Raw genomic sequence first — 23,007 nt, 5'->3', positions numbered from 1 at the left:
GATTGCCCATCGAATTCTCGCGCAAAGGATAATAGTCCAACGCCATCTCAAGTCATTGTCTTCTTTACAAAAAGACATGATTTGGCACACTAGCATCGGCTAAATTTTTACTCCCACTCGATCGTCGCCGGCGGCTTCCCCGAAATGTCGTACACCACCCGCGACAAGCCCGGCACCTCGTTGACGATACGCCGGCTGCACACGTCGAGCAGCTCATACGGCAAGTGCGCCCAACGCGCCGTCATGAAGTCGATGGTCTCCACCGCGCGCAGCGCCACCACCGGCTCGTAGCGGCGGCCGTCGCCGGTGACGCCGACGCTCTTCACCGGCAGGAACACGGCGAAGGCCTGGCTGGTCTTGTCGTACCAGCCGGCATTGCGCAGCTCTTCGATGAAGATGTGATCCGCCAGGCGCAGCGTGTCCGCCGCGTGCTTGGTGATCTCGCCGAGGATGCGCACGCCCAGGCCGGGGCCTGGGAAGGGATGGCGCTGCACCATCTCCGCTGGCAGGCCCAGTTCCACGCCGATGGTGCGCACCTCGTCCTTGAACAGCTCGCGCAGCGGCTCCACCAGCTTGAGCTTCATGTGCGCCGGCAGGCCGCCGACGTTGTGATGGCTCTTGATGACGTGGGCCTTGCCGGTCTTGCCGCCGGCGGACTCGATCACGTCCGGGTAGATGGTGCCCTGGGCGAGGAAGTCCACATCCTTAATCTTGCCGGCCTCTTCATCGAACACTTCGATGAACAGCCGGCCGATGATCTTGCGCTTGGCTTCCGGGTCGCTGACGCCCTTGAGCGCTTCGAGGAAGCGCGCTTCGGCGTTGACGCGGATCACCTTGACGCCGAGGTTCTTGGCGAACACCTGCATCACCTGGTCGCCTTCGTGATGGCGCAGCAGGCCGTGGTCGACGAAGACGCAGGTGAGCTGGTCGCCGATCGCCTTGTGCAGCAGCGCCGCCACCACCGATGAATCGACGCCGCCGGACAGGCCCAGCAGCACCTTGCCGGTGCCGACCTGCTCGCGCACGCGCTTGGTCGCATCCTCGATGATGTTGTCGGCGGTCCAGGCATTGCCGCAGCCGCAGATCTCGTGGATGAAGCGCGAGTAGATGCGCTTGCCCTGCGTGGTGTGGGTGACTTCCGGGTGGAACTGGATGGCGTAGTAGTGCCGTGACTCGTCGGCCATGCCCGCGTTCGGCACGTCCTTGGTCGAGGCGATCAGCTTGAAGCCGGGCGGAATCTCGGCGACGCGGTCGCCGTGGCTCATCCACACGTCGAGCAGGCCGTGGCCCTGCTCGTTGGTGCGGTCCTGGATATCGCGGAACAGCTCGCTATGGCCGCGAGCGCGGATCTCGGCGTAGCCGAATTCCTTGACGTGCCCCGGCTCCACCCTGCCGCCGAGCTGCGCCGCCATGGTCTGCATGCCATAGCAGATGCCCAGAACCGGCACGCCCAGCGACCAGACGCTCTCCGGCGCGCGCGGCGAGTTCGGCTCGGTCACCGACTCCGGGCTGCCGGAGAGGATGATGCCTTTCGGCGCAAAGGCGCGCACGTCGGCGTCGCCGATGTCCCAGGGATGAATCTCGCTGTAGACCCCCAGCTCGCGCACACGGCGCGCGATCAACTGGGTGTATTGGGATCCAAAATCCAGGATGAGGATTTTGTCGGCGTGAATGTTCTTCAATGTAGTCACCAATGCAAAGCCCCGCGCGAGGCGGCAATCAGACGGCCATCAATCCCGCTTACCGCCCTACGTCGACTCGCTGCGGTAATTCGGCGCTTCCTTGGTGATGGTCACGTCGTGGACGTGCGATTCCTTGATGCCGGCGCCGGTGATCTTGACGAAGCGCGTACGGGTACGCAGTTCCTCGATGTTGGAGCAGCCGGTATAGCCCATGCAGGCGCGCAGGCCGCCGAGCATCTGGTGCACGATCGCCCCCATCGGGCCCTTGTAGGGCACGCGGCCTTCGATGCCTTCCGGCACCAGCTTCTCCACTTCGGAGGTGGTGTCCTGGAAGTAGCGGTCCTTGGAGCCATACGCCTGCGACATGGCGCCCATCGAGCCCATGCCGCGGTAAGACTTGTAGGAGCGGCCCTGATACAGCTCTTCCTCGCCGGGCGCTTCCTCGGTACCGGCGAACAGGCCGCCGGCCATCACCGCATAAGCGCCGGCCGCCAGGGCCTTGGCGAAGTCGCCGGAGTAGCGCACGCCGCCGTCGGCGATGAGCGGGATGCCCTTGCCGATCAGGGCGGAGGCCACCGACATCACCGCGCTGATCTGCGGCACGCCGACGCCGGCCACCACGCGGGTGGTGCAGATGGAGCCGGGGCCGATGCCGACCTTGACCGCATCCGCGCCCGCGGCCACCAGGGCCAGGGCGGCGTCGCCGGTGGCGATGTTGCCGCCGATCACCTGCAGCTGGTCGCCGTACTTCTGCTTGATGCGCGCCACGCGGTCGATCACCCCCTTGCTGTGGCCGTGGGCGGTATCCACCACCACCACGTCCACGCCGGCCTCGATCAGGGCGGCGATGCGGTCATCGGTATCCGGCCCGGTGCCCACCGCCGCGCCGACGCGCAGGCGGCCATGCTCGTCCTTGCAGGCGAGCGGATGTTCGGTGGACTTCTGGATGTCCTTCACCGTGATCATGCCGGTGAGCTGGAACTTGCCGTTCACCACCAGGATCTTCTCGATGCGGTGCTTGTGCAGCAGCGAAATCACTTCCTCGCGCGGCGCGCCTTCCTGCACCGTGACCAGGCGCGGCTGCGGCGTCATGATCTGCGACACCGGCTGATCCATATGCGTTTCGAAGCGCAGGTCGCGGCTGGTGACGATGCCGACCAGCTTGGCCCCGTCCACCACCGGCACGCCGGAGATGCGGTTGGCGCGGGTCAGCGCCAGCACCTCGGCGATGGTCATGTCCGGCGGCACCGTGATCGGGTCGGCGATGATGCCGGACTCGTACTTCTTCACCCGGCGCACTTCGGCGGCCTGGCGCTCGGCCGTCATGTTCTTGTGGATGATGCCCATGCCGCCTTCCTGCGCCAGCGCGATGGCCAGGCCGGCTTCGGTGACGGTGTCCATCGCCGCGGACAGCAGCGGGATGTTCAGCGTGATGCGGGAGGTCAGGGGCGTGCGCAGGTCGACCTGGCGCGGCAGCACCTCGGAATAGGCGGGCTGCAACAGAACGTCATCGAAAGTGAGGGCTTCGAGATCGATGCGGGAGTCTGGGGACTGGCGCGACATTTACGGCTCCGGCAAAGCGATATTATACAGACTTGGGCCGCAACTCTCATCCCCTTTCCGGGGCCCGGTCCCAAGCACCATTGTGTCGGCATTTGCCGGGCGCCCGGCCGCGTCACCCGCGGCCCTCACCGCCCGTGCAGACGTTAATATGGGCGCACACCATGTCCGACGCTTCCCCCATCGGTTCCAATTCGCGCACCATCTACGCCGTTTCCGACGTGGCGGAGATCCTGCGCGGCCTGCTGGAAGACAGTCTGCCCAACCTGTGGGTGCAGGGTGAAATTTCAAACCTGGCCAAGCCGGCTTCGGGCCACTGGTATTTCACCCTCAAGGACGAGCGGGCGCAATTGCGCTGCGCCATGTTCCGCAACTCCAATCTTTATGTGCGGCCGCCGCCCGCCAACGGCGACGCGGTGCTGATCCGCGGCAAGGTGGGCATCTACCCGGCGCGCGGCGAGCTGCAGATGATCGTCGATCACATGGAGCCGGCCGGCACCGGCGCCCTGCTGCGCGCCTTCGAAGCGCTGAAGGCGCGCCTGGCGGCCGAAGGCCTGTTCGACCAGGAACTGAAGCGGCCGCTGCCGGAAACGCCGCGCCGCATCGGCCTGATCACCTCCGGCACCGGCGCCGCCGTACACGACGTCCTCACCACCCTCGCCCGCCGCTGGCCGCTGGCCGAGGTGTTCCTCTACCCGGTACCGGTGCAGGGCGCCGAAGCGCCGCCCGCCATCGTCCGCGCACTTTCGGAACTGCCGCGGCGAGCGCCGGTGGATGTGATCCTGCTGGTGCGCGGCGGCGGCTCCCTGGAAGACCTGTGGGCCTTCAACGAGGAAGCCGTGGCGCGGGCCATCCGCGCCTGCGCCGTGCCGGTGGTCACCGGCGTGGGCCATGAGGTCGACGTCACCATCGCCGATTTCGTCTCCGATCTGCGCGCCGCCACGCCGACTGCGGCGGCGGAGCTGGCCACGCCCGATATCGCCGAATGGGCCGCACGCGTCGAAAACACCGGCGAACAACTGCTTTACGCCATGCAGGAAGGGCTGGAACGCTCGGCGGAGCAGGTCTCGCGCATGCAGGCGCGCCTGGGCATCCTGCATCCCGGCCGCCGGTTGCAGGAACGCGCACAACGCCTGGACGAGCTGGACGAGCGACTGCGCCACGCCTGGATTTCACGCCTGGGCACCCAACGCGATCGCCTGCAAGCCCAGTCCGGCCGCCTGCTGCGCGCCGATCCCTCGCTGCGCCTGCAGGGCGAACGACGCCACATCGATTCGCTCGCCATGCTGCTGCGCAGCCGCATGCAAACCCTGCTGGGAGACCGCGGCGCCCGACTGACGCAGGCCCAGGCCCTGCTCGACAGCCTCAATCCGGAAGCGGTGCTGGCGCGCGGCTACGCCATCGTGCGCGACGAACACGGCGCCGTCCTGCAGGATGCCGCGCAGGCCCGCCCCGGCTCGGTCATCGAAGCGCAGCTGGCGCGCGGCAGCGTAACCGCCGAAGTGCGGGAAGCGCGCAACAACCGTAGCCCGGGAAGCGCGTAGCGCTACCCGGGGATTCGGTGCGGGAGTCTCCCGGGTAGCGCTACGCGCTTTCCGGGCTACCTAGCCGGAATCCCTTTCAGGTTCTGGAGCGTCCGGTTGAGACGCCTCCGGTTCCTGGGCCTGCGGCTCCGGAACTTCCGGCTCGGGAAATTCAAGCGCCAGCTTGCCGTGATCCAGCCGCAGCGGCCAGCGCTGCACGATCTTGTAGCGCGACATGCCCGGCTTGAGCACGCTCTTCACCAGCACGAACTCCCTCACCGGCCAGTCGATGCGCACCGGCGGCGCGTCCGGCGCCTCGCGCACGCCGCGCATGCAGGTGACGTGCGGAGTGAATTTTCCGGCCACCACCGGCAGGCCGAAACGCAGCAGCTCGCGGTCCAGCTCGGCCTTGAGCTGGGTCAGCTCCGCCGGCAAGCTCTGCGGCCCGATCCACACCACGTTGGGTCCCTCGAAGTGGCCCACCGTGTCGAGCTGCAGCCGGAACGGCCGCACCCGGATTTCCGAAGCCGCCCGCTCGGCCGCCTCGGCCTGGCGCGGCTCGATCTCGCCGAGGAAGGCCAGCGTCAGGTGATAGCGCTCGGTGCGCACCCAGGAGGCACGCGCCGCATCGCCCGGCGGAATCACCATGGCCGCCCGCGCCAGCGCCAGGCGCACGCTCTCGTCCGGCCACAGCGCGAAGAACATGCGCGTGCGCGCCACGCGCGAGCGCCGCGCCCCGGTAATCGGCTCGGGGAACAGCGTCAGTTGCGAACCACCCTTGCTCAAAGCGCCTGCCCTCCCGCCTTGGCCGCCGGCAACGGCGCGGCGGCCCCCAGGTAGCTGCGCAGCCGGGCGTCCGAGGGCGCGCCGATCACCAGGAAACCGTCCGGCATGATCACCGTGGGGAATACCAGCTGTCCGGCGAGCTTGCGCAGCACCGCTTCGTTGTCGGTCACGCCGCTGATGCACAAAGGCGCCGGCGCGGCCGGCACCGTGAACCCCATGCCGAACAGGCGCTCGAAGCCGGCCCTGCGGTCCGGCTCGCACATCGCCGCGTTGATCGCGTCCCAGTCGTTGTCGCCGAGCGAACTCGGGATGTACTGCACCGCATAACCCTGGGCGATGACCGCCTTGAGGCGCCCTTCCAGCGACTTGCAGGGCCCGCAGCCGGGCGCGGTGAAGACCTGGATCACCGGCGCATGCGCCGGATCGCCATAGGTCACCCGCACCGGGGCGGACTGCGCGGCTGCGAAGTGACCATGGCGCGTGGCCGCGCCCTGGTAGCCGACCACGGTCAGTACACCCCAGGCGGCCAGCACCGCCCCAAGCGCCCAGCGGCCGTGGGTACGAGCCGCCGCCTGCTCGGGCGTCAGGTCCCTGCTCCGCCACAGCATCAACTGCTGCACCGCCAGGAACACCGCGACGAACAGCAGCAGGCGCGACATCAGCGCCCAGTTGGGCGCCGAGTACAGCACACGCAACGCAAAAAGCCGGACATCCACCAAAGCTTCCCTCACCCTCTATTCGAATTCGCCGTAACCGCCGTAAACCCGGCGCACCACGTACCCCGCCCCCTGCAGGTCGGCGATGATCTGGTTGGAATGGGCCTCGTCCTGCGCCTCGATCAGCATTTCCAGGGTCGCGCTCTTGGCATGCCGGCCGGCGGACAGGCGCTCATGGTGCACCTGTACGATGTTGCCGCCGCTCTGGCCGACGCTGCCGGCCACCCGCGCCAGGAAGCCCGGGCTGTCCTCGATCTCGATCGACAGGCTGACCAGCCGTGATTCATGCACCAGCTGGCGCAGCAGCACCGAGGCCAGCAGGCGCGGATCGATGTTGCCGCCGGTGACGATCAGGCCGACCTTGCGCCCGGCGTACTTGGCCGGATCGGCCAGCAGGGCCGCCAGGCCCGCGGCGCCGGCGCCTTCCGCCACCACCTTTTCGACGTTGGCGAGCAGGCCCACGGCACGCTCGATGGCCGACTCCTCTACCCGCACCAGCTCATGCGCATGGGCGCGGATCACCGGCAGGGTCAGCTTGCCCATGCCCTTGACCGCGATGCCCTCGGCGATGGTCGGGCCGCCGCGCACCAGGCTGTGGTCGCCCTGGATGGCGGCATAGGCCGAGCAGTAGCCGGCCGATTCAACGCCGACGATGCGCAGGTCCGGGCGCATGGCGTGCGCCGCCACCGCATTGCCGGAAAACAGGCCGCCGCCGCCGATGGGGATGAGCAGGGTATCCAGCTCCGGCACCTCCTCGAGCATTTCCACCGCCACCGTGCCCTGCCCGGCCATGACGTGCTTGTCGTCATAGGGGTGCACCAGGGTCATGCCCTTGCCCTCGATCAGCTCGCGCAGCAGGAAATCGAAGGAATCCGCCAGGGTCTCGCCGTGCAGGATCACTTCGCCGCCCAGGTCGCGGGTATTGCGCACCTTGGTGAAGGGCGTGTTCTTCGGCATGACGATGACGCTGCGGATGCCGAGCCGGGTGGCGTGGTAGGCCACCGCCTGGGCATGGTTGCCGGCCGACATCGCCGCCACGCCGGCCCGCCGCTCGGCCTCGGACAGCCGCGCCAGCTTGTTGACCGCGCCGCGCTCCTTGAACGAGGCGGTGAACTGGAAGTTTTCGAATTTGAGCCAGATTTCGGCCCCGGTGAGCTTGGACAGCACCTTGGAGGGGGTACAAGGAGTGCGCAGCACCTGTCCCTCGATCAGGCGGGCGGCATCGCGGACATCGTCCGCTGTGATGGCCAATTCGGTCATGGATATTGAGAAATGCAGGATTGGCACTAGTATCGCTTATACGGTTTGGGGCGTGTGCCTGCGCCCACCCCTGCCGGCTCCGCTACAATTCGCCCCCGGCCGCCTGCGTTACCGCGACGGCACCTCCAATTCGACACCTTTTAGTGCGCCAGAAGCCATGAGCCAGTACGTCTACACCATGAACAAGGTCGGGAAGACCGTCCCGCCGAAGAAAGAGATCCTGCGGGATATCTCGCTCTCCTTCTTTCCCGGCGCCAAGATCGGCGTACTCGGCTACAACGGCGCGGGCAAATCCACCCTGCTGCGCATCATGGCCGGCGTCGACAAGGAATTCAGCGGCGAAGCCCGGCCGATGCCCGGCCTGAAGATCGGCTACCTGCAGCAGGAGCCGCAGCTCGACCCGACCAAGACCGTGCGCGGCAACGTCGAGGAAGCCGTTTCCGACATCACCAACGCCCAGGCCGAGCTGGACAAGGTCTACGCCGCCTACGCCGAGCCGGACGCCGATTTCGACAAGCTCTCGGCGCGCCAGCAGGAGCTGGAAGGCATCCTCGCCGCCAGCGACGGCCACAACCTCGACGTGATCCTGGACAAGGCCGCCGAGGCGCTCAACCTGCCGCCCTGGGACGCCGACGTCACCAAGCTGTCCGGCGGCGAGCGCCGCCGCGTGGCGCTGTGCCGCCTGCTGCTGTCCAAGCCGGACATGATCCTGCTGGACGAGCCGACCAACCATCTGGACGCCGAATCGGTGGCCTGGCTGGAGAAGTTCCTCAACGACTTCCCCGGCACCATCATCGCCGTCACCCATGACCGCTACTTCCTCGACAATGTCGCCGGCTGGATCCTGGAGCTGGACCGCGGCTACGGCATTCCCTGGCAGGGCAACTACTCCTCCTGGCTTGAGCAGAAGGACAGGCGCCACGAGCAGGAGCAGAAGACCGAGGACGCCCACAGCAAGGCGATGAAGGAAGAGCTGGAGTGGGTGCGCAAGAACCCCAAGGGCCGCCAGACCAAGTCCAAGGCGCGCGTGCAGGCCTACGAGGAACTGGCTTCGCAGGAATTCCAGAAGCGCGCCGAGACGCGGGAACTGTACATCCCGCCCGGCCCGCGCCTGGGCGACCTGGTGATCGAGGTCAACGACGTCAAGAAGTCCTACGGCGACCGCACGCTGTATGAAGGCCTGACCTTCAAGGTGCCGCGCGGCGCCGTGGTCGGCATCATCGGCGCCAACGGCCGCGGCAAGACCACCCTGTTCCGCATGCTGCTGGGCCAGGAACAGGCGGATTCCGGCACCATCCGCGTCGGCGAGACGGTGAAGTTCGCCCACGTCGACCAGTCGCGCGATTCGCTGGACGGCGACAAGACCGTGTTCCAGGAAATCAGCGGCGGCAACGACATGATCCGCGCCGGCAGCTTCGAAATGCCCTCGCGCGCCTACATCGGCCGCTTCAACTTCAAGGGCGAGTCGCAGCAGAAGCGCATCAAGGATCTCTCCGGCGGCGAGCGCAATCGTCTGCATCTGGCCAAGCTGCTGCTGGCCGGCGGCAACGTGCTGCTGCTCGACGAACCGACCAACGACCTCGACGTGGAAACCCTGCGCGCGCTGGAAGAAGCGGTGCTGGGCTTCGCCGGCTGCGCCATGATCATCTCGCATGACCGCTGGTTCCTCGACCGCGTCGCCACCCACATCCTGGCCTTCGAGGACAGCGGTGAAGTGGTGTACCTGGAAGGCAATTACCGCGAGTACGAAGACGATTTCCGCCGCCGCACCGGCTCCGAGCCCGGCGTCAACCGCCGCTCGCGGCATAAAAAATTGGCTTAACAAACATAAAAAAAGCGCGGCGCCTTGCGGTGCCGCGCCAACTCTGGCGTCCGATGAATCATTCGCGGACGCTTTCCGCCCCTGGGATCACAGTAGGGCGGGACGGCTACGCGGCGGTATCCCCCGGCTGAGGGGTGTTGGAAGATTTCAGGGCGCAAACTGTGCGCTGGTTCTCGTTCGCAGGAGAAAAGCTGGACATGGCTGCCGATCAAGCCCTCGCCTACCGCTGGCGCAACGGTTCCCTCCAACCGATCACCTTCCCGTCCCACGGGCGCCTCGACGAGTTGCTCGGCATCGAGCGGCAGAAGACCGAGTTGCTGGCGAATACACGCCAATTCGTCACCGGCCGCCCCGCCAACCACGCCCTGCTCACCGGCAGCCGCGGCACCGGCAAGTCCTCGCTGGTGAAAGCCCTGCTCGGCGAATTCAGCGGCCAGGGGCTGCGCCTGGTGGAAGTGCATCCGCACGACCTCACCGACCTGCCCGACGTGGTGGCGCCGCTGCGCGAGCGTGCCGAGCGCTTCGTGCTCTACGTCGACGATTTCTCCGTGGCGCAGAACGATCCCGCCCTGGCGGCGCTGAAGGCCGCGCTCGACGGCGGCATCGAGGAACCGCCGGACAATGTGCTGATCTACGCCACCAGCAACCGCCGCCACCTGATGCCGGAATTCCGCAGCGAGAACGAGGAGTTCAAGTTCGTCGACGGCGAACTGCATCCGGGCGAATCGTCCGAGGACAAGATCGCACTGTCGGAACGCTTCGGCCTGTGGCTGTCGTTTCCGCCGTTCAACCAGGAGATGTACCTGGAACTGGTGCGCCTGCACCTCAAGCGACTGGGCCATACCGCCTGGGACGAGGCAACCGAAAAGGCCTCGCTGCGCTGGGCCCTCGCGCGCGCTTCGCGTTCGGGCCGCGTGGCGCACCAGTTCGCCAGATCCTGGGCGGGACAGGCCGGAAGCTGACTGCCTCCGGGAAATCCGGCGTGGCGCCGCGGCGCGGGATACGCCCAAACCGCCCTTTTCCCGCCATGAAATTTCCCGCGGGCAAGTGTGCGCTGCGGCGCACCCGGGCTTTGCCGCTGGCTGTCTGCGGCCGGTAAGATCGGGCGGAACGCCGTTCCGAACGAGGCAGCCCGATGTCGCAGCCGAAGACTCCCGCATCACCGCGGCAAGACGAAGTGCGCATGCTCACCCGGTCGGTGCGTCAGCGCGCACCTTCCGATGCCTTCATGCTGCTGCAGGGCAAACCCGACGCGCTGGTGGCGGCGGTACTGGGTGAGCTCGATCCGCATACGCGCAAGGCCCTGCTGGAACGCTATTCCGAAACGCATCGCGCGATCCTGTGCGCCATCGACGGGCGGTTGCAGGCACCGGATGAAACGGCGCAGCACCACCACGAGGACAGCGTCGGCGCCCTGATGATGCCGCCGGAAGCGGTGTTCCCGCTGGGCGTGAACGTGGCGCAGATCGTGGACAAGGTCCGTACGCTCGCGGACCGCCATGTGCTGGTGATCTACGCCTATGTGGTCGATGAAGAGAACCGGCTGCGTGGATTGGTGACGATGCGCGACCTGCTGCTGGCCACGCCGGAAGCCCGGGTCGAGGACGTCATGCTGGCGCAGCCGTTTTCCCTGACGCCGCAGATGACGGTGGAGGACGCGATGCATGAAACCGCGCGCCGCCATTATCCGCTGTACCCGGTGTGCGACGAGCAGGGCGCCCTGCTCGGCACGGTGGCCGGCGCTGCGCTGTTCGAGGCGCGCGCCTACGAGATCAGCGCGCAGAGCGGCTTGATGGTCGGTGTGGGCAGCGAGGAGCGCTTGCTGTCGCCCTGGCCGCGCAGCCTCAAGCTGCGCCACCCCTGGCTGCAGGTCAATTTGCTCACCGGCCTGGTGGTCGGCTTCATCGTCAGCCTGTTCAGTACCACGCTGAGCCAGCTGGTGATCCTCACCGCCTTCCTGCCGATCCTTTCCAGCGTGGCCGGCAACACCGGTTGCCAGACCCTGGCGGTGACGCTGCGCGGCATCGCCCTGGACGAATACAAGCGCGACGTGGCCGGGCGGCTGCTGCGCAAGGAATTGCTGCTCGGCGCGCTCAACGGCGCCATCATCGGCCTGGTCGCCGGGGCGGTGATGTATTTCTATGCGGTCAGCGAGCACGCCGTGCATCCCTGGCGGGCCGGCCTGGTGGTGATGATGGCGATGACCGGTGCCTGCCTCACCGGCGGCATCGCCGGCGTGGCGGTGCCTTCGATCCTGCGCCGCTTCGGCGCCGACCCTGCGACGGCGTCGAGCATCTTCCTGACCACCACCACCGATATCGTCGGTATCAGCCTGTTCCTGGGCCTGGCTACCATCATCCTGATCTAAAACTGTTGCAGGCCGATTCGCGGCAACGGCAGCGTTGTATGCTGTGACTACAAAGCGGCGTCCCTCATGGGCCAGCGCATGGCCCGGTTCGTCCGCAGCCAAAAAAGGGGTGTGACCATGATTCCTCGCAAGACAAGCAGGCAGCTGCTTGCCGGTTGCTCGGTGCTAGCATTGCTCGCCGCCGCGACGCCGGCGCTCGCCGCCGACACCGCAGCAGCCGATCCGAAGTGGGCCGGGTTCCTCGACAGCTACCAGGAAGGCTATTTCCAGCTCGAGCCGGCTTCCGCCGTGCAGGCCGGGCGGCATGAATTCGACGGCAAGCTGCCGGACTGGAGCGCCGCCGGTATCGGCAAGGAAGTCGCCTGGCTGAAGGCCGAACAGAAGCAGGCGCAAGCGTTCAAGCAGGCTTCGCTGTCACCGCAGCAGCGCTTCGAGCGGGAATACCTGCTGGCGCGCATCGACGGCGAACTGTTCTGGCGCGACGAGGCGCAGGAGCCGTTCCACAACCCGTCCTACTATCTCGACGGCAGCTTCGATCCCAGCGTCTATTTCGAGCGGCCCTACGCGCCGCTCGAGACGCGGATGAAGGCGTTCACCAATTACCTGAAGGCCATTCCCACCGCGGCCGCGCAGATCCGCGCCAACCTGAAGACGCCGCTGCCGAAGACCTATGTCGCGCGCAGCATCGCCGCCTTTTCCGGCTACGCCGACTTCTTCCGCAACGATGCGCCGCAGGCTTTCGCCGGGGTCAGCGACCAGGCCTTGCAGGCCAATCTGAAGGCCGCCATCGAACCCGCCGCGCAAGCGATGCTCGGCGTCGCCGACTGGCTCCAGGGCGAGCAGCCCAAGGCCACCGACAACTTCGCCCTCGGCCCGAAGCTGTTCGCCGACATGCTGTGGCGCACCGAGCGCGTGCGCACGCCGCTGGCCGAGCTGGAAAAGGTCGGCAAGGCCGACCTGGCGCGCAACCTGGCGGCGCTGAAGGAAGCCTGCGCCGAATTGCTGCCCGGCGGCGGCATCGAGGCCTGCGTCGCCAAGGTGGAAGCCGACAAGCCGCAGGGCGGCGCTGTGGAAGGCGCGCGGGCCCAGCTCGACCAGTTGCGCCAGTTCATCCTCGACAAGAACCTCGTCACCATCCCCAGCGAGGAAAAAGCCCTGGTCAACGAAGCACCGGCCTACCAGCGCTGGAACTTCGCCTACATCAACATCGCCGGCCCCTACGACAAGGGCATGCCCTCGACCTACTACATCGCCCCGCCCGACCCGGCCTGGCCCAAGGCAGAGCAGGACGCCTACGTGCCGGGCAAATCGGTACTGCTGTTCACCTCGGCGCACGAAGTCTGGCCCGGCCACTTCCTGCAGTTCCTGCACGCCAACCGCTCGCCGTTCCAGTTCGGCCAGATCTTCGTCGGCTACGCCTACGCCGAAGGCTGGGCCCACTACACCGAGGAAATGATGTGGGAAGCCGGCCTCGGCGACGGCGCCCCCGATGTCCACGTCGGCCAGCTCTCCGAAGCCCTGCTGCGCGACGTGCGCTTCCTCTGCGCCATCGGCATGCACACGAAGGGCATGACCGTGCAGACCTGCGAAACCATGTTCCGCGAACAGGCCTACCAGGACGCCGGCAACGCCCGCCAGCAAGCCGCCCGCGGCACCTACGACCCGGCCTACCTCAACTACACCCTGGGCAAGCTGATGATCCGCAAACTGCGCGGCGACTGGACCGCCAGCCACGGCGGCCGGGCCGGCTGGCATGACTTCCATGACCAGTTCCTGTCGTATGGCGGCCCGCCGATTCCGCTGGTGCGGGAGCAGATGCTGCCGAAGGACAAGGGCGGGCTGTTTTAGGTTTCAGGGCCGAAAAACACCATGGTGAGGGGCTGCGCGAATGACTCAATGTCATTCGCGTGGCACCGAACGCCCGGCCATTGATGGCCGGGCGGGGTTAGGAAATCTGGCGAGGTCTCGCCAGGGATGGCCATTGCGAGCTCGCGTTTGGCTGTTGTAAGTTCAGGATCTGAAAAACACCATGCGTGCCATGCGTGCCAAGGTTTTTTGTTGGCACGCATGCGGCGAGCGACGTGTATTTACCGTGGTTTGTCCGTGCGGTGAGGATGTCAAAACTGGATCCCCGCCTTCGCGGGGATGACGATGGCGGCGAGTGTGTGCCTGGCCCCTCGATACACCCGCTTCGCGGGCACTCGGGGCGAACGGAGGGTGGTGCAATTCAAATAGAAAAGCGCCCCTCACCCCAGCCCTCTCCCCACTTCGTAGGGAGAGGGGGAGCAGCGCGGATGCGAACGGGGCGGCTGCCCCGGGTTTCGGCTACAACTCTACTGCTGCAGATTCGCAGGCTTGGTGCGCGGGCGCGCGGCAACTGAAAAGCCATGGCCGTGTTCGAGCAGGTATTCGAGCCAGCGGGACAGCATGTGGTTGCGCGCCCACTGGTCATGCAGGAACTTCCCCACCTCCGGATCCGTCTCGTCAACCGCCAGCCACGGCAGCCGCTTGCCGCAATGCAGGGCCTCGGCCACGCGGGCGTCGCGGTAGACCTTGACCCACATATCCGGCTCCAGCCGCTTCCCCTCCGGCGTATTGAACTCGTAGGTCAGCCGCAGCTCTGAGGTATACGGCGCCCGCTCCACCATGGTCAGGATCAAGGGGAGATCGGTGGCGCTGCGCGACACCGCGCGCTCGAACGGCAGTTCCAGTTCCGGAACCAGGCGTTCGAGCAGCTGGTAGTTGCGCTCGTAAAGGTCCAGCAGATGTGCGATCCGCCGCGGCTTGCCGCAGCAGGGACAGCGATCTGCGAATGTCGTATCGAGTTGCATGTTCGGACTATAAGATACGGTTTCAACGCGCGACAAATATGCGCGCCCAAGAGAAGAAGCATGCCAATCCGCGAACTACAGACCAAGCCCTATAACGACCAGAAATCCGGCACTGCTGGATTACGCAAGAAGGTTGCCGTGTTCCAGCAGCCGCATTATCTCGAAAATTTTTTACAGTCCATTTTCGACGTCGAGACCAGTCTGCGCGGCAAGACCCTGATCATTGGGGGCGACGGCCGTTATTACAACCGTGAGGCGATTTTCACCGCCATCGCCATGGCCGCGGCCAACGGCGTGGCCAAGGTGGTGGTCGGCCAGGGCGGGCTGCTTTCCACCCCGGCCGCCTCGCACCTGATCCGCCTGCGCAAGGCCGGCGGCGGCTTCCTGTTCACGGCCAGCCACAACCCGGCCGGGCCGGACGGGGACTTCGGCATCAAGTTCAACGTCGCCGGCGGCGGCCAGGCCCCGGAGGGGCTGACCACCCGCATCTACGAGCACAGCAAGACCATCCAGCGCTACCGGGTGGCCGAGGGCGCCAATCTCGACCTCGACCGGCGCGGGCTGCAGAAGCTGGAGGAGATGGAAATCGAGGTGGTGGACTGCGTCGAGGACTACTCGGCCCTGATGCAGAGCCTGTTCGACTTCGACCGCATCCGCGAGTGGATCAAGAAGGGCGGCACGCTGCGCTTCGACGCCATGCACGCGGTGACCGGCCCCTACGCCCAGCGCATCCTGGTGGAGCAGCTCGGCGCGGCGACGAATGCGGTGATGAACGCCACCCCGCTGGAGGATTTCGGCGGCGGCCACCCCGACCCCAACCTGATCTACGCCAAGCACCTCGTCGACCTGGTCCACAGCCCGGCCTCGCCCGACCTGGCGGCCGCCAGCGACGGTGACGGCGACCGCAACATGATCCTGGGCCGCGGCATCTTCATCTCGCCGGGGGACTCCCTGGCCATGCTGGCGGCGCACCTGGACAAGCTGCCGGGCTATCGCGGCGGCCTCAAGGGCCTGGCCCGCTCGATGCCGACCTGCCGGGCGGTGGACCAGGTGGCCAAGGCGCTGAAGGTGGAATTCCACGAGACGCCCACCGGCTGGAAATTCTTCGCCAACCTGTTCGACGCCGGCCGCCTGACCCTGTGCGGCGAGGAGAGCTTCGGCACCTCCTCCTCGCATGCGCGCGAGAAGGACGGGTTGTGGGCGGTGCTGGCCTGGATCAATGTGCTGGCGGTCACCGGGCTGTCGGTGCGGGAGATCGCCGAGCAGCACTGGCGCCGCTTCGGCCGTCATTACTTCGCCCGCCACGACTACGAGAATCTGTCCACCGCCACCGCCGCCAGCGTGACCCAGGCCCTGGCCGACGCCAACGCGCACCTGCCGGGCAAGACCTATGGCGACTGGACGGTGACCCAGGCGGACGAATTCAGCTACCACGACCCGGTGGACGGCAGCATCGCCGTGCACCAGGGCCTGCGCGTGGTGTTCGGGGACGCGGCGCGCATCGTGCTGCGCCTGTCCGGCACCGGCACCGAGGGCGCCACCCTGCGGCTCTACCTGGAGCGCTACGAGAAGCTGGAGACGGCGCTGGGCTGGGAGACGGACAGCGCGGTGGCGCCACTGGCCAATGCGGCGGAGCAGATCGTGCGGATCGGCGAGCTGACCGGGCGCAAGGCGCCGAATGTGATTACATAAAGCAGTGGTTAGTGGCTAGTGATCAGTGGCTAGTAAAAGCCCCGCCCGGCGCAGCAGCCGTTTGACTAGTCACTAACCACTAATCACTAGCCACTGCCTTTTTACCCCTTCTGCCGCTCGCCGCGGGCTTCGCTGCGGCACTGGGTGGCGGCGCCATCCTTCTCGGCCTGGCAGGCATCGGGATGGATGCTGCAGAAGTATTCGGCCACGGCCAGTTTCTGCTTGAGGCAGCTTTCGTAGCTGGCGCCGTGGGCCGAGGCCTTGCCGGCCTTTTTCATGTGCTTGTGGGCGTGGGCGGCCGGGGCATCGGCTGCGGGCGTGGCGCCGGCATCCTGGGCGAGCGCCGATGCGGAGAACAAGGCGGCGCTCAACACAAGGGTCAGGGCAATGCGGTTGTTCAGCTTCATCGGACATCCCTCCATGGGTCAGTGGCGACGGGCTTTAGTACCCGACGCATGAATTATGCCGCAGATTCGGCTGTTGGCGCGGTTTTTAGCCCGTCGCGCCTAAGACACTAGTCCGGCACCCCAAGTTTCTTGTGCATGGAGGTGCTGGTGGTGGTGTATTGCAGGTTGATCTTCTCGTTGGGAAAGAGCTGGTGCTTGATGGCGAACGCGGCCAGGGCGCCCTCGTGGAAGCCGGACAGGATCAGCTTCTTCTTGCCGGGGTAGTAGTTGATGTCGCCCACCGCGTAGATGCCGGGGGTGGAGGTCTGGAATTTCTCGGTATCGACTTCGATCTGGTGCTTGTTGAGGGTCAGGCCCCATTCGGCGATCGGTCCCAGCTTGGGGCTGAGGCCGTAGAAGGCCAGAACGTGGTCGACTTCCAGGACGTGCTTGACCTGGTCGATCCCGGTGACGTTGATGGAGGTCAGGCGGCCCTCGGTCTCGCCGTAGCCGAGCACGCTGCCGAGCAGCAGCTTGGCCTTGCCGGCGTCGACCAGTTCCTTGAACTTCGACACCGAGGCCGGGGCCGCCTTGAAGGCGGCGGAGCGGTGGATCAGGGTCACTTCGCTGGCCTTGCCGACCATCTGCAGGGCCCAGTCCAGGGCCGAGTCGCCGCCGCCGCAGACCACCACCTTCTTGCCCTGGTGCAGGCTGGGGTCCTTGACGCGGTAGAACAGCTGCTTGTCGTCGTACTTCTCCAGGCCTTCCAGGCGCAGCAGCACCGGCTGGAACGCGCCGACGCCGCCGGCGATGATCACGGCCTTGGTGTTGAACTCGGTGCCGGTGGAGGTGACGAGATGGAAGCTGCCGTCTTCCAGCTTGCGCACTTCCTGCACCTGCTGGCCAAGGTGGAAAGTGGGCGAGAACGGCTTGATCTGCTGCACCAGGCGGTCGACCAGTTCCAGGGCGCCGACCGTGGGGAAGCCGGGGATGTCGTAGATCGGCTTGTCGGGATACAACTCGGCGCACTGGCCGCCGATGATGGGCAGCGCATCGATGACATGGGCGCGCAAATCCAGCAGGCCCAGCTCGAATACCTGAAACAGGCCGCAAGGACCTGCGCCGACGATGACGACATCAGTCTGAATCATGATTTCCTATGCCAGTTGATCGCTCTGCCCGCTAGAGCCGTTGCTTGTTTGAAAAGTCCGGTCATGGATGACCGGTATCTTGTACAGGATGTACACCGTGACCGGTTCTTGGACAGGACGTCCACCAAGTCTCCCAATTCTAGCGTTTGTGACGCAGCGGGGATCATCCGTTGGGCGTAGTCGCGCCGGAATCCGGCTGCGCGCCGCGGAACAAGATTGAAGCGGGGGGTGCCCGTCCCTGGGCCTGTAGTCCCTTGAAAGAGAGGCTAAGCGGCCTCTCTTACGGGGCCATTACATCCCTGCGCAACCGAGGTTACCGGAGTGCTTACCGCCGCAGTCCCTTTTCCTGGATCACGGTGGCGGCGATCTCCTCGATCGACATATTGGCCGAATTGACAAAGGGCACGTTGCGGCGACGGTAGAGCTGCTCCACCTGGCGCAGTTCGTAGCCGCACTGGGCCAGGGAAGCGTACTTGGACCCCGGGCGGCGCTCGCTGCGCACCTGGGACAGGCGCTCCGGGTCGGAGGACAGGCCGAACAGCTTGGATTCGAAGCCTTCCAGCGCCTTGGGCAGGCGCAGATGCTCCAGGTCGTCCTCGGTAATCGGGAAGTTGGTGGCGAAAATGGCGTGCTGCAGAGCCAGGTAGAGCGTGGTCGGGGTCTTGCCGCAGCGCGAGGGGGCGATCAGGATGACGTCGGCCCGGCCCAGGGCGCGGGTGCTCTGGCCGTCGTCGTGCTCCATGGCGTAGTTCATCGCGTCGATGCGCGCATGGTAGCGGTCAGCGTCGGCCATGCCGTGGGCGCGGCCCTGGGCGTGGCTGGACTTCAGGCCCAGTTCGGCCTCGATCGGCGGGACGTAGGTGTCGAACAGGTCCAGGAACTGCACCTGGGCGCCGCGCAGGATGGCGCGCACCTCCTCGTTGACCGTGGTGCTGAACACGATCGGCCGCGCGCTGGCCGTGGCGGCGAGGTGATTGATATAGTCCACCGTCACCCGCGCCTTCTCCGGCGTGTTGATGAACGGCAAGGTGGTCTTCGCGAAGTCCACTCCCTCGAACTGCGTCAGCAGCGTACCGCCCAGCGTTTCGGCGGTGATGCCGGTGCCGTCGGACACGAAAAATACGGTTCTCTGCACACTCATAATGACGACTCAGTTGCCCTGGTTGTACCTGTTTCTCGCCGGCGTATTCGAAATCGGTTTTACCACGATGATGAAGCTGTCCAACGGCTTTTCGATGGAACGGCCGGGCTATGTGGTGGCATTCTGCCTCTTCGCCCTGGCCAGCTTCAGCATGATGAACCTGGCCATCAAGGGTATCCCGCTGGGGACCGCCTACGCCATCTGGACCGGCATCGGCGTGCTCGGCACGGTAATCGTCGGCATCGTCTGGTTCGGCGATCCGACCACCCCGGCCCGGCTGGTATTCATGGCGATGCTGCTGATCTCCATCATCGGCCTTAAACTAGTGTAGAGCCTGGTGGTCATACGTTTGGCCGGTACGGTCAAATAATGATCAACCAGTCCCATTCGGCAATTCCGCAACAACCCGTTGCAGCGCCGCCGCGTCGCCCGCGGTGGCCTGACGGCGGCACAAAGGATGAAATAAGCATGGGCACCCCGACCGTACTCTGGTTCAAGCAGCTGGGCATGCACGACGTCGAACTCGTCGGCGGCAAGAATTCCTCCCTGGGCGAGATGATCCAGCACCTGAGCAAGGCCGGGGTCAGCGTGCCGGATGGCTTCGCCACCACGGCCGAGGCCTACCGCGAGTTCCTGGCCCACGAGGGCCTGGCGGACCGCATCAACGCGCAGCTGTCGGCGCTGGACGTCGACGATGTGCAGACCCTGGCCAGGACCGGCAAGGCGATCCGCGAGGCGGTGGTCAAGGCGCCCTTCCCCGCCGCGCTGGAAAAAGAGATCCGCGCCGCCTACCAGCAGCTGCTGGACGAGGCCGGCGTCGAGATTTCGGTGGCGGTGCGCTCCTCCGCCACCGCCGAGGATCTGCCCGACGCCTCCTTCGCCGGCCAGCAGGAAACCTTCCTCAACGTGCGCGGCATCGAGGACGTGCTGGAGAAGATGAAGGAAGTCTTCGCCTCGTTGTTCAACGACCGCGCCATCGCCTACCGTGTGCACCAGGGCTTCGACCACTCCAAGGTGGCGCTGTCGGCCGGCGTGCAGCGCATGGTGCGCTCGGACATCGGCAGCAGCGGCGTGATGTTCACCATGGACACCGAGTCCGGCTTCCGCGACGCGGTGTTCATCACCTCCAGCTACGGCCTGGGTGAGGCCGTGGTGCAGGGCGCGGTGAATCCGGACGAGTTCTACGTCTACAAGCCGGGCCTGAAGGCCAAGCGCCCCGCCATCATCAAGCGCGGCCTGGGCGAGAAGGCCAAGAAGATGGTCTACGCCAACAGCGGCGGCAAGGCCGTCGAGTTCGTGCCGGTGGCCGAGGCCGAGCGCCGCCAGTTCTCGCTCAACGACGCCGACATCACCGATCTCGCCACCCAGGCCGTGACCATCGAGGCCCACTACGGCCGTCCGATGGACATCGAGTGGGGCAAGGACGGCCTCGACGGCAAGATCTACATCCTGCAGGCGCGTCCGGAAACGGTGAAGTCGCGCGCCTCCGGCAACACCTTGCGCCGCTACAAGCTGAAGAGCCGCGGCAAGGTGATGGCCGAAGGCCGCGCCATCGGCCAGAAGATCGGCGCCGGCAAGGTGCGCAACCTCACCTCGCTGGACCAGATGACGCGGGTACAGCCCGGCGACGTGCTGGTCACCGACATGACCGATCCCGATTGGGAGCCGGTGATGAAGCGCGCCTCCGCCATCGTCACCAACCGCGGCGGCCGCACCTGCCACGCCGCGATCATCGCGCGCGAGCTGGGCATCCCCGCCGTGGTCGGCACCGGTGACGCCACCGAGCGCCTGCGCGACGGGGTCGAGGTCACGGTGTCCTGCGCCGAGGGCGATACCGGCTTCGTCTATGACGGCCACATCGACTTCGCCGTCGACGAGGTGGAGCTGGACAAGATGCCGGAGATCCCGGTGAAGATCACCATGAACGTCGGTACGCCGGAGCAGGCCTTCGATTTCGCCAGCCTGCCCAACCGCGGCGTCGGCCTGGCGCGCCTGGAGTTCATCGTCAACCGCCAGATCGGCATCCATCCGCAGGCGCTGCTGGAACTGGACAAGCAGCCGGCGGACGTGCGCCGCATCATCGACCCGATGATCGCCGCCTACCCCAGCGCGCTGGATTATTTCTGGATGCGCCTGGCCGAAGGCGTCGGCATGATCGCGGCGGCGTTCGCGCCGGAGCCGGTGATCGTGCGCCTGTCGGATTTCAAGTCGAACGAATACGCCAACCTGGTCGGCGGCAGCCGCTACGAGCCGCACGAGGAAAACCCGATGCTGGGCTTCCGCGGCGCCTCGCGCTACATCTCCGAGGCCTTCCGCCCCTGCTTCGACCTCGAGTGCAAGGCGCTGAAGTACGTGCGCGACGAGATGGGCCTGAAGAACGTGCAGGTGATGATACCGTTCGTGCGCACCCTGAGCGAAGCCAGGCGTGTCTGCGAGATCCTCAAGGAAAACGGCCTGGAGCGCGGCAAGAACGACCTCAAGCTGATCATGATGTGCGAACTGCCGAGCAACGCCATCCTGGCCGACGAATTCCTCGAGTACTTCGACGGCTTCTCCATCGGCTCCAACGACATGACCCAGCTGACCCTGGGCCTCGATCGCGACTCGGCCACGGTGGCCGCGGGCTTCGACGAGCGCGACCCGGCGGTGAAGAAGATGCTGCACCTGGCCATCTCCGCCTGCCGCCGCCAGGGCAAGTACGTCGGCATCTGCGGGCAGGGCCCTTCCGATCATCCGGACCTGGCGCGCTGGCTGCTGGACGAGGGCATCGAGAGCATGAGCCTGAACCCGGACACGGTGGTCGAGACCTGGCTGTTCCTGGCGGGGCAAAAGGCCTGATGCCGGGATGGGCGCGATGAACCCGGTCAGGCATGGTCGAAGCGGCGCATGGCTCGCCGCGGCGGCCCTGCTGCTCGGCTTCGCCGCCCATGGCGACGACGGTGCGCTGCCGCCGCTGCAGCACTCGGGCGACATCAGTTACCTGAGCGGCGGTATCGGCCTGGACGAGTCACAGGCGATCAGAGCGGCGGCGGCGAAGTATCCGCTGTCGCTGACCTTTGTCGCCCGCATCGACCAGCACGAAACCTATAGCGCGCCCGAGCTGGTGACCATTCTCAAGGCCGATGGCGCGCCGATTCTGGAAATCAAACCCGACGGTCCCTTCATGCTGGTGGACCTGCCGGCCGGCAAGTACCGCATCACTGCCGGTTCGGCGTCGTGGAGCAAGACCCAGGCGGTGGAGCTCAAACGTGGCGGACACAAACAGCTGGTGTTCCAGTTGCCCGAGTCCGGCGCGGAGTAGGCTGGCCATGGCCTTCGTCTTTCCGGATTGGTGCTTGCGCGCTGCGCGCTCCCGCTCCCCCGCCCCTCTCCCGCAGGTGGGAGAGGGGAATTGAGTCTGTTTCGTTTTTTTCCGTTTGCGTCTTTGTGGTTCGGGGCGAAACGCCTTTTCGCCTTCGGCGTGGTGGCTCTGGCCACTTCCACGGCTCATGCCGACCAGTCCGGCCGCTTCGACTACTACCTCCTCAGCCTGTCCTGGTCGCCGCAATACTGCGCCGGCTCGCACCGCGACGACGGGCTGCAGTGCAGCCGCCCTTACGCTTTCGTCGCGCACGGGCTGTGGCCGCAGAACGAGCGCGGCTATCCGCAAGATTGCGGCGGCCGCGAGCGGGTCGGCGACGACACCATCGCGCGGATGCTGCCGCTGATGCCCAGCCGCGGCCTGATCATCCACGAGTGGCGCAGCCACGGCGCCTGCAGTGGCCTGGGCGCCGACGACTATTTCGACACGGTGACGCGGGCTTACCGCAGCGTGCGCATTCCCGAGACTTACCGTTCGCTCGACCATTACCTCACGGTTGATCCGGCGCAGTTGAAGCGGGATTTCGTGGGTGCCAATCCGGGACTGCGCGAAGCGGACCTGGCGGTGCAGTGCTCGGGGCATTACCTGCAGGAAGTGCGGGTGTGCCTGACGCGTGAACTGAGTCCACGGACCTGTGGGTCCGATGTGCGTGATGAGTGCGGGGGTAGTACGGTGTTGCGGCCGGTGCGCTGACGGCAAGTACGTCGCTGCCCCCTGGATTCCGGCTT

Annotated in this window: 19 protein-coding genes; 10 read left to right on the top strand and 9 right to left on the bottom strand. The window is 66.3% G+C overall.

Features of this window, described 5'->3' with window-relative positions; translation table 11 throughout:
• Positions 1-107: 107 nt before the first annotated feature.
• Both guaA and guaB read right to left on the bottom strand, forming a co-directional pair.
• Positions 108-1,682 (bottom strand): glutamine-hydrolyzing GMP synthase, encoded by a 1,575-nt coding sequence (guaA, locus tag BP26_RS0101915; protein ID WP_029918892.1) that lies wholly within the window; start codon positions 1,680-1,682, stop codon positions 108-110.
• Positions 1,683-1,748: 66 nt separating this feature from the next.
• Positions 1,749-3,245 carry an IMP dehydrogenase gene (guaB, locus tag BP26_RS0101910; protein WP_029918891.1) on the bottom strand — a complete coding sequence of 499 codons (1,497 nt, stop codon included), beginning with the start codon at positions 3,243-3,245 and terminating at the stop codon, positions 1,749-1,751.
• Between the two features lie 161 nt (positions 3,246-3,406).
• Here guaB and xseA point away from each other — a divergent pair, with 161 nt between their 5' ends.
• A complete protein-coding gene (xseA, locus tag BP26_RS0101905) occupies positions 3,407-4,786 on the top strand; it encodes an exodeoxyribonuclease VII large subunit (RefSeq protein ID WP_029918890.1) in 1,380 nt (459 codons plus the stop codon).
• Between the two features lie 60 nt (positions 4,787-4,846).
• On the opposite strand, the gene thpR is transcribed toward xseA, so the two are convergent.
• The 3 genes from thpR to BP26_RS0101890 are packed head-to-tail and all read right to left on the bottom strand — an operon-like array spanning position 4,847 to position 7,527.
• Positions 4,847-5,551 carry an RNA 2',3'-cyclic phosphodiesterase gene (gene thpR / locus BP26_RS27235; protein WP_051748051.1) on the bottom strand — a complete coding sequence of 235 codons (705 nt, stop codon included), beginning with the start codon at positions 5,549-5,551 and terminating at the stop codon, positions 4,847-4,849.
• Complete coding sequence (locus BP26_RS0101895) at positions 5,548-6,267, bottom strand: thioredoxin domain-containing protein (protein ID WP_157572308.1); 720 nt, start codon at positions 6,265-6,267, stop codon at positions 5,548-5,550. Before BP26_RS0101895 ends, thpR begins: the two co-directional genes overlap by 4 nt.
• Before the next feature lie 18 nt (positions 6,268-6,285).
• Entirely contained in the window at positions 6,286-7,527 is a 1,242-nt protein-coding gene (locus tag BP26_RS0101890) for a threonine ammonia-lyase (RefSeq protein ID WP_029918887.1), read from the bottom strand.
• Positions 7,528-7,684: 157 nt separating this feature from the next.
• Here BP26_RS0101890 and ettA point away from each other — a divergent pair, with 157 nt between their 5' ends.
• The 4 genes from ettA to BP26_RS0101870 all read left to right on the top strand — a co-directional run bounded on the left by ettA (position 7,685) and on the right by BP26_RS0101870 (position 13,565).
• The gene (gene ettA, locus BP26_RS0101885) at positions 7,685-9,349 is read left to right on the top strand and encodes an energy-dependent translational throttle protein EttA (protein ID WP_029918886.1); all 1,665 of its coding nucleotides are present in this window, start codon (positions 7,685-7,687) and stop codon (positions 9,347-9,349) included.
• Between the two features lie 197 nt (positions 9,350-9,546).
• A complete protein-coding gene (locus BP26_RS0101880) occupies positions 9,547-10,311 on the top strand; it encodes an ATP-binding protein (RefSeq protein WP_029918885.1) in 765 nt (254 codons plus the stop codon).
• A gap of 173 nt (positions 10,312-10,484) precedes the next feature.
• The gene (locus BP26_RS0101875) at positions 10,485-11,717 is read left to right on the top strand and encodes a magnesium transporter (RefSeq protein WP_051748047.1); all 1,233 of its coding nucleotides are present in this window, start codon (positions 10,485-10,487) and stop codon (positions 11,715-11,717) included.
• A gap of 162 nt (positions 11,718-11,879) precedes the next feature.
• Positions 11,880-13,565, top strand: coding sequence for a DUF885 domain-containing protein (locus BP26_RS0101870; protein WP_245611673.1), 1,686 nt, complete (start codon positions 11,880-11,882; stop codon positions 13,563-13,565).
• 485 nt (positions 13,566-14,050) lie between these two features.
• On the opposite strand, the gene BP26_RS0101865 is transcribed toward BP26_RS0101870, so the two are convergent.
• Positions 14,051-14,548 carry a DUF1249 domain-containing protein gene (locus BP26_RS0101865; RefSeq protein ID WP_084182691.1) on the bottom strand — a complete coding sequence of 166 codons (498 nt, stop codon included), beginning with the start codon at positions 14,546-14,548 and terminating at the stop codon, positions 14,051-14,053.
• Between the two features lie 60 nt (positions 14,549-14,608).
• Between BP26_RS0101865 and BP26_RS0101860 the strand changes: the two genes are divergently transcribed.
• Positions 14,609-16,240, top strand: coding sequence for an alpha-D-glucose phosphate-specific phosphoglucomutase (locus BP26_RS0101860; protein WP_029918881.1), 1,632 nt, complete (start codon positions 14,609-14,611; stop codon positions 16,238-16,240).
• A gap of 101 nt (positions 16,241-16,341) precedes the next feature.
• Here the strand turns inward: BP26_RS0101860 and BP26_RS0101855 are convergent, their stop codons facing one another.
• The 3 genes from BP26_RS0101855 to ppsR form a co-directional block, all read right to left on the bottom strand.
• A complete protein-coding gene (locus BP26_RS0101855; RefSeq protein ID WP_029918880.1) occupies positions 16,342-16,647 on the bottom strand; it encodes a hypothetical protein in 306 nt (101 codons plus the stop codon).
• 107 nt (positions 16,648-16,754) lie between these two features.
• Positions 16,755-17,777, bottom strand: a complete 1,023-nt coding sequence (locus BP26_RS0101850) for an NAD(P)/FAD-dependent oxidoreductase (RefSeq protein ID WP_051748045.1) — start codon at positions 17,775-17,777, stop codon at positions 16,755-16,757.
• Between the two features lie 325 nt (positions 17,778-18,102).
• Positions 18,103-18,918, bottom strand: a complete 816-nt coding sequence (gene ppsR / locus BP26_RS0101845) for a posphoenolpyruvate synthetase regulatory kinase/phosphorylase PpsR (protein ID WP_029918878.1) — start codon at positions 18,916-18,918, stop codon at positions 18,103-18,105.
• Position 18,919: 1 nt separating this feature from the next.
• On the opposite strand from ppsR, the gene BP26_RS0101840 reads away from it, so the two are divergent.
• The 4 genes from BP26_RS0101840 (at position 18,920) to BP26_RS0101825 (ending at position 22,972) form a co-directional block, all read left to right on the top strand.
• The gene (locus tag BP26_RS0101840; RefSeq protein WP_245611672.1) at positions 18,920-19,249 is read left to right on the top strand and encodes a DMT family transporter; all 330 of its coding nucleotides are present in this window, start codon (positions 18,920-18,922) and stop codon (positions 19,247-19,249) included.
• A gap of 137 nt (positions 19,250-19,386) precedes the next feature.
• Positions 19,387-21,756, top strand: coding sequence for a phosphoenolpyruvate synthase (gene ppsA, locus BP26_RS0101835; RefSeq protein ID WP_029918876.1), 2,370 nt, complete (start codon positions 19,387-19,389; stop codon positions 21,754-21,756).
• 16 nt (positions 21,757-21,772) lie between these two features.
• Entirely contained in the window at positions 21,773-22,219 is a 447-nt protein-coding gene (locus BP26_RS0101830) for a hypothetical protein (RefSeq protein WP_029918875.1), read from the top strand.
• A gap of 90 nt (positions 22,220-22,309) precedes the next feature.
• A complete protein-coding gene (locus tag BP26_RS0101825) occupies positions 22,310-22,972 on the top strand; it encodes a ribonuclease T2 family protein (protein WP_169740623.1) in 663 nt (220 codons plus the stop codon).
• Positions 22,973-23,007: the final 35 nt, after the last annotated feature.

The sequence above is a fragment of the Nevskia soli DSM 19509 genome, from assembly GCF_000711955.1.
GTDB lineage: Bacteria > Pseudomonadota > Gammaproteobacteria > Nevskiales > Nevskiaceae > Nevskia > Nevskia soli.
The sequence above is the reverse complement of the archived record's forward strand: the minus strand, read 5'-3'. Positions and strand labels throughout refer to the sequence as shown.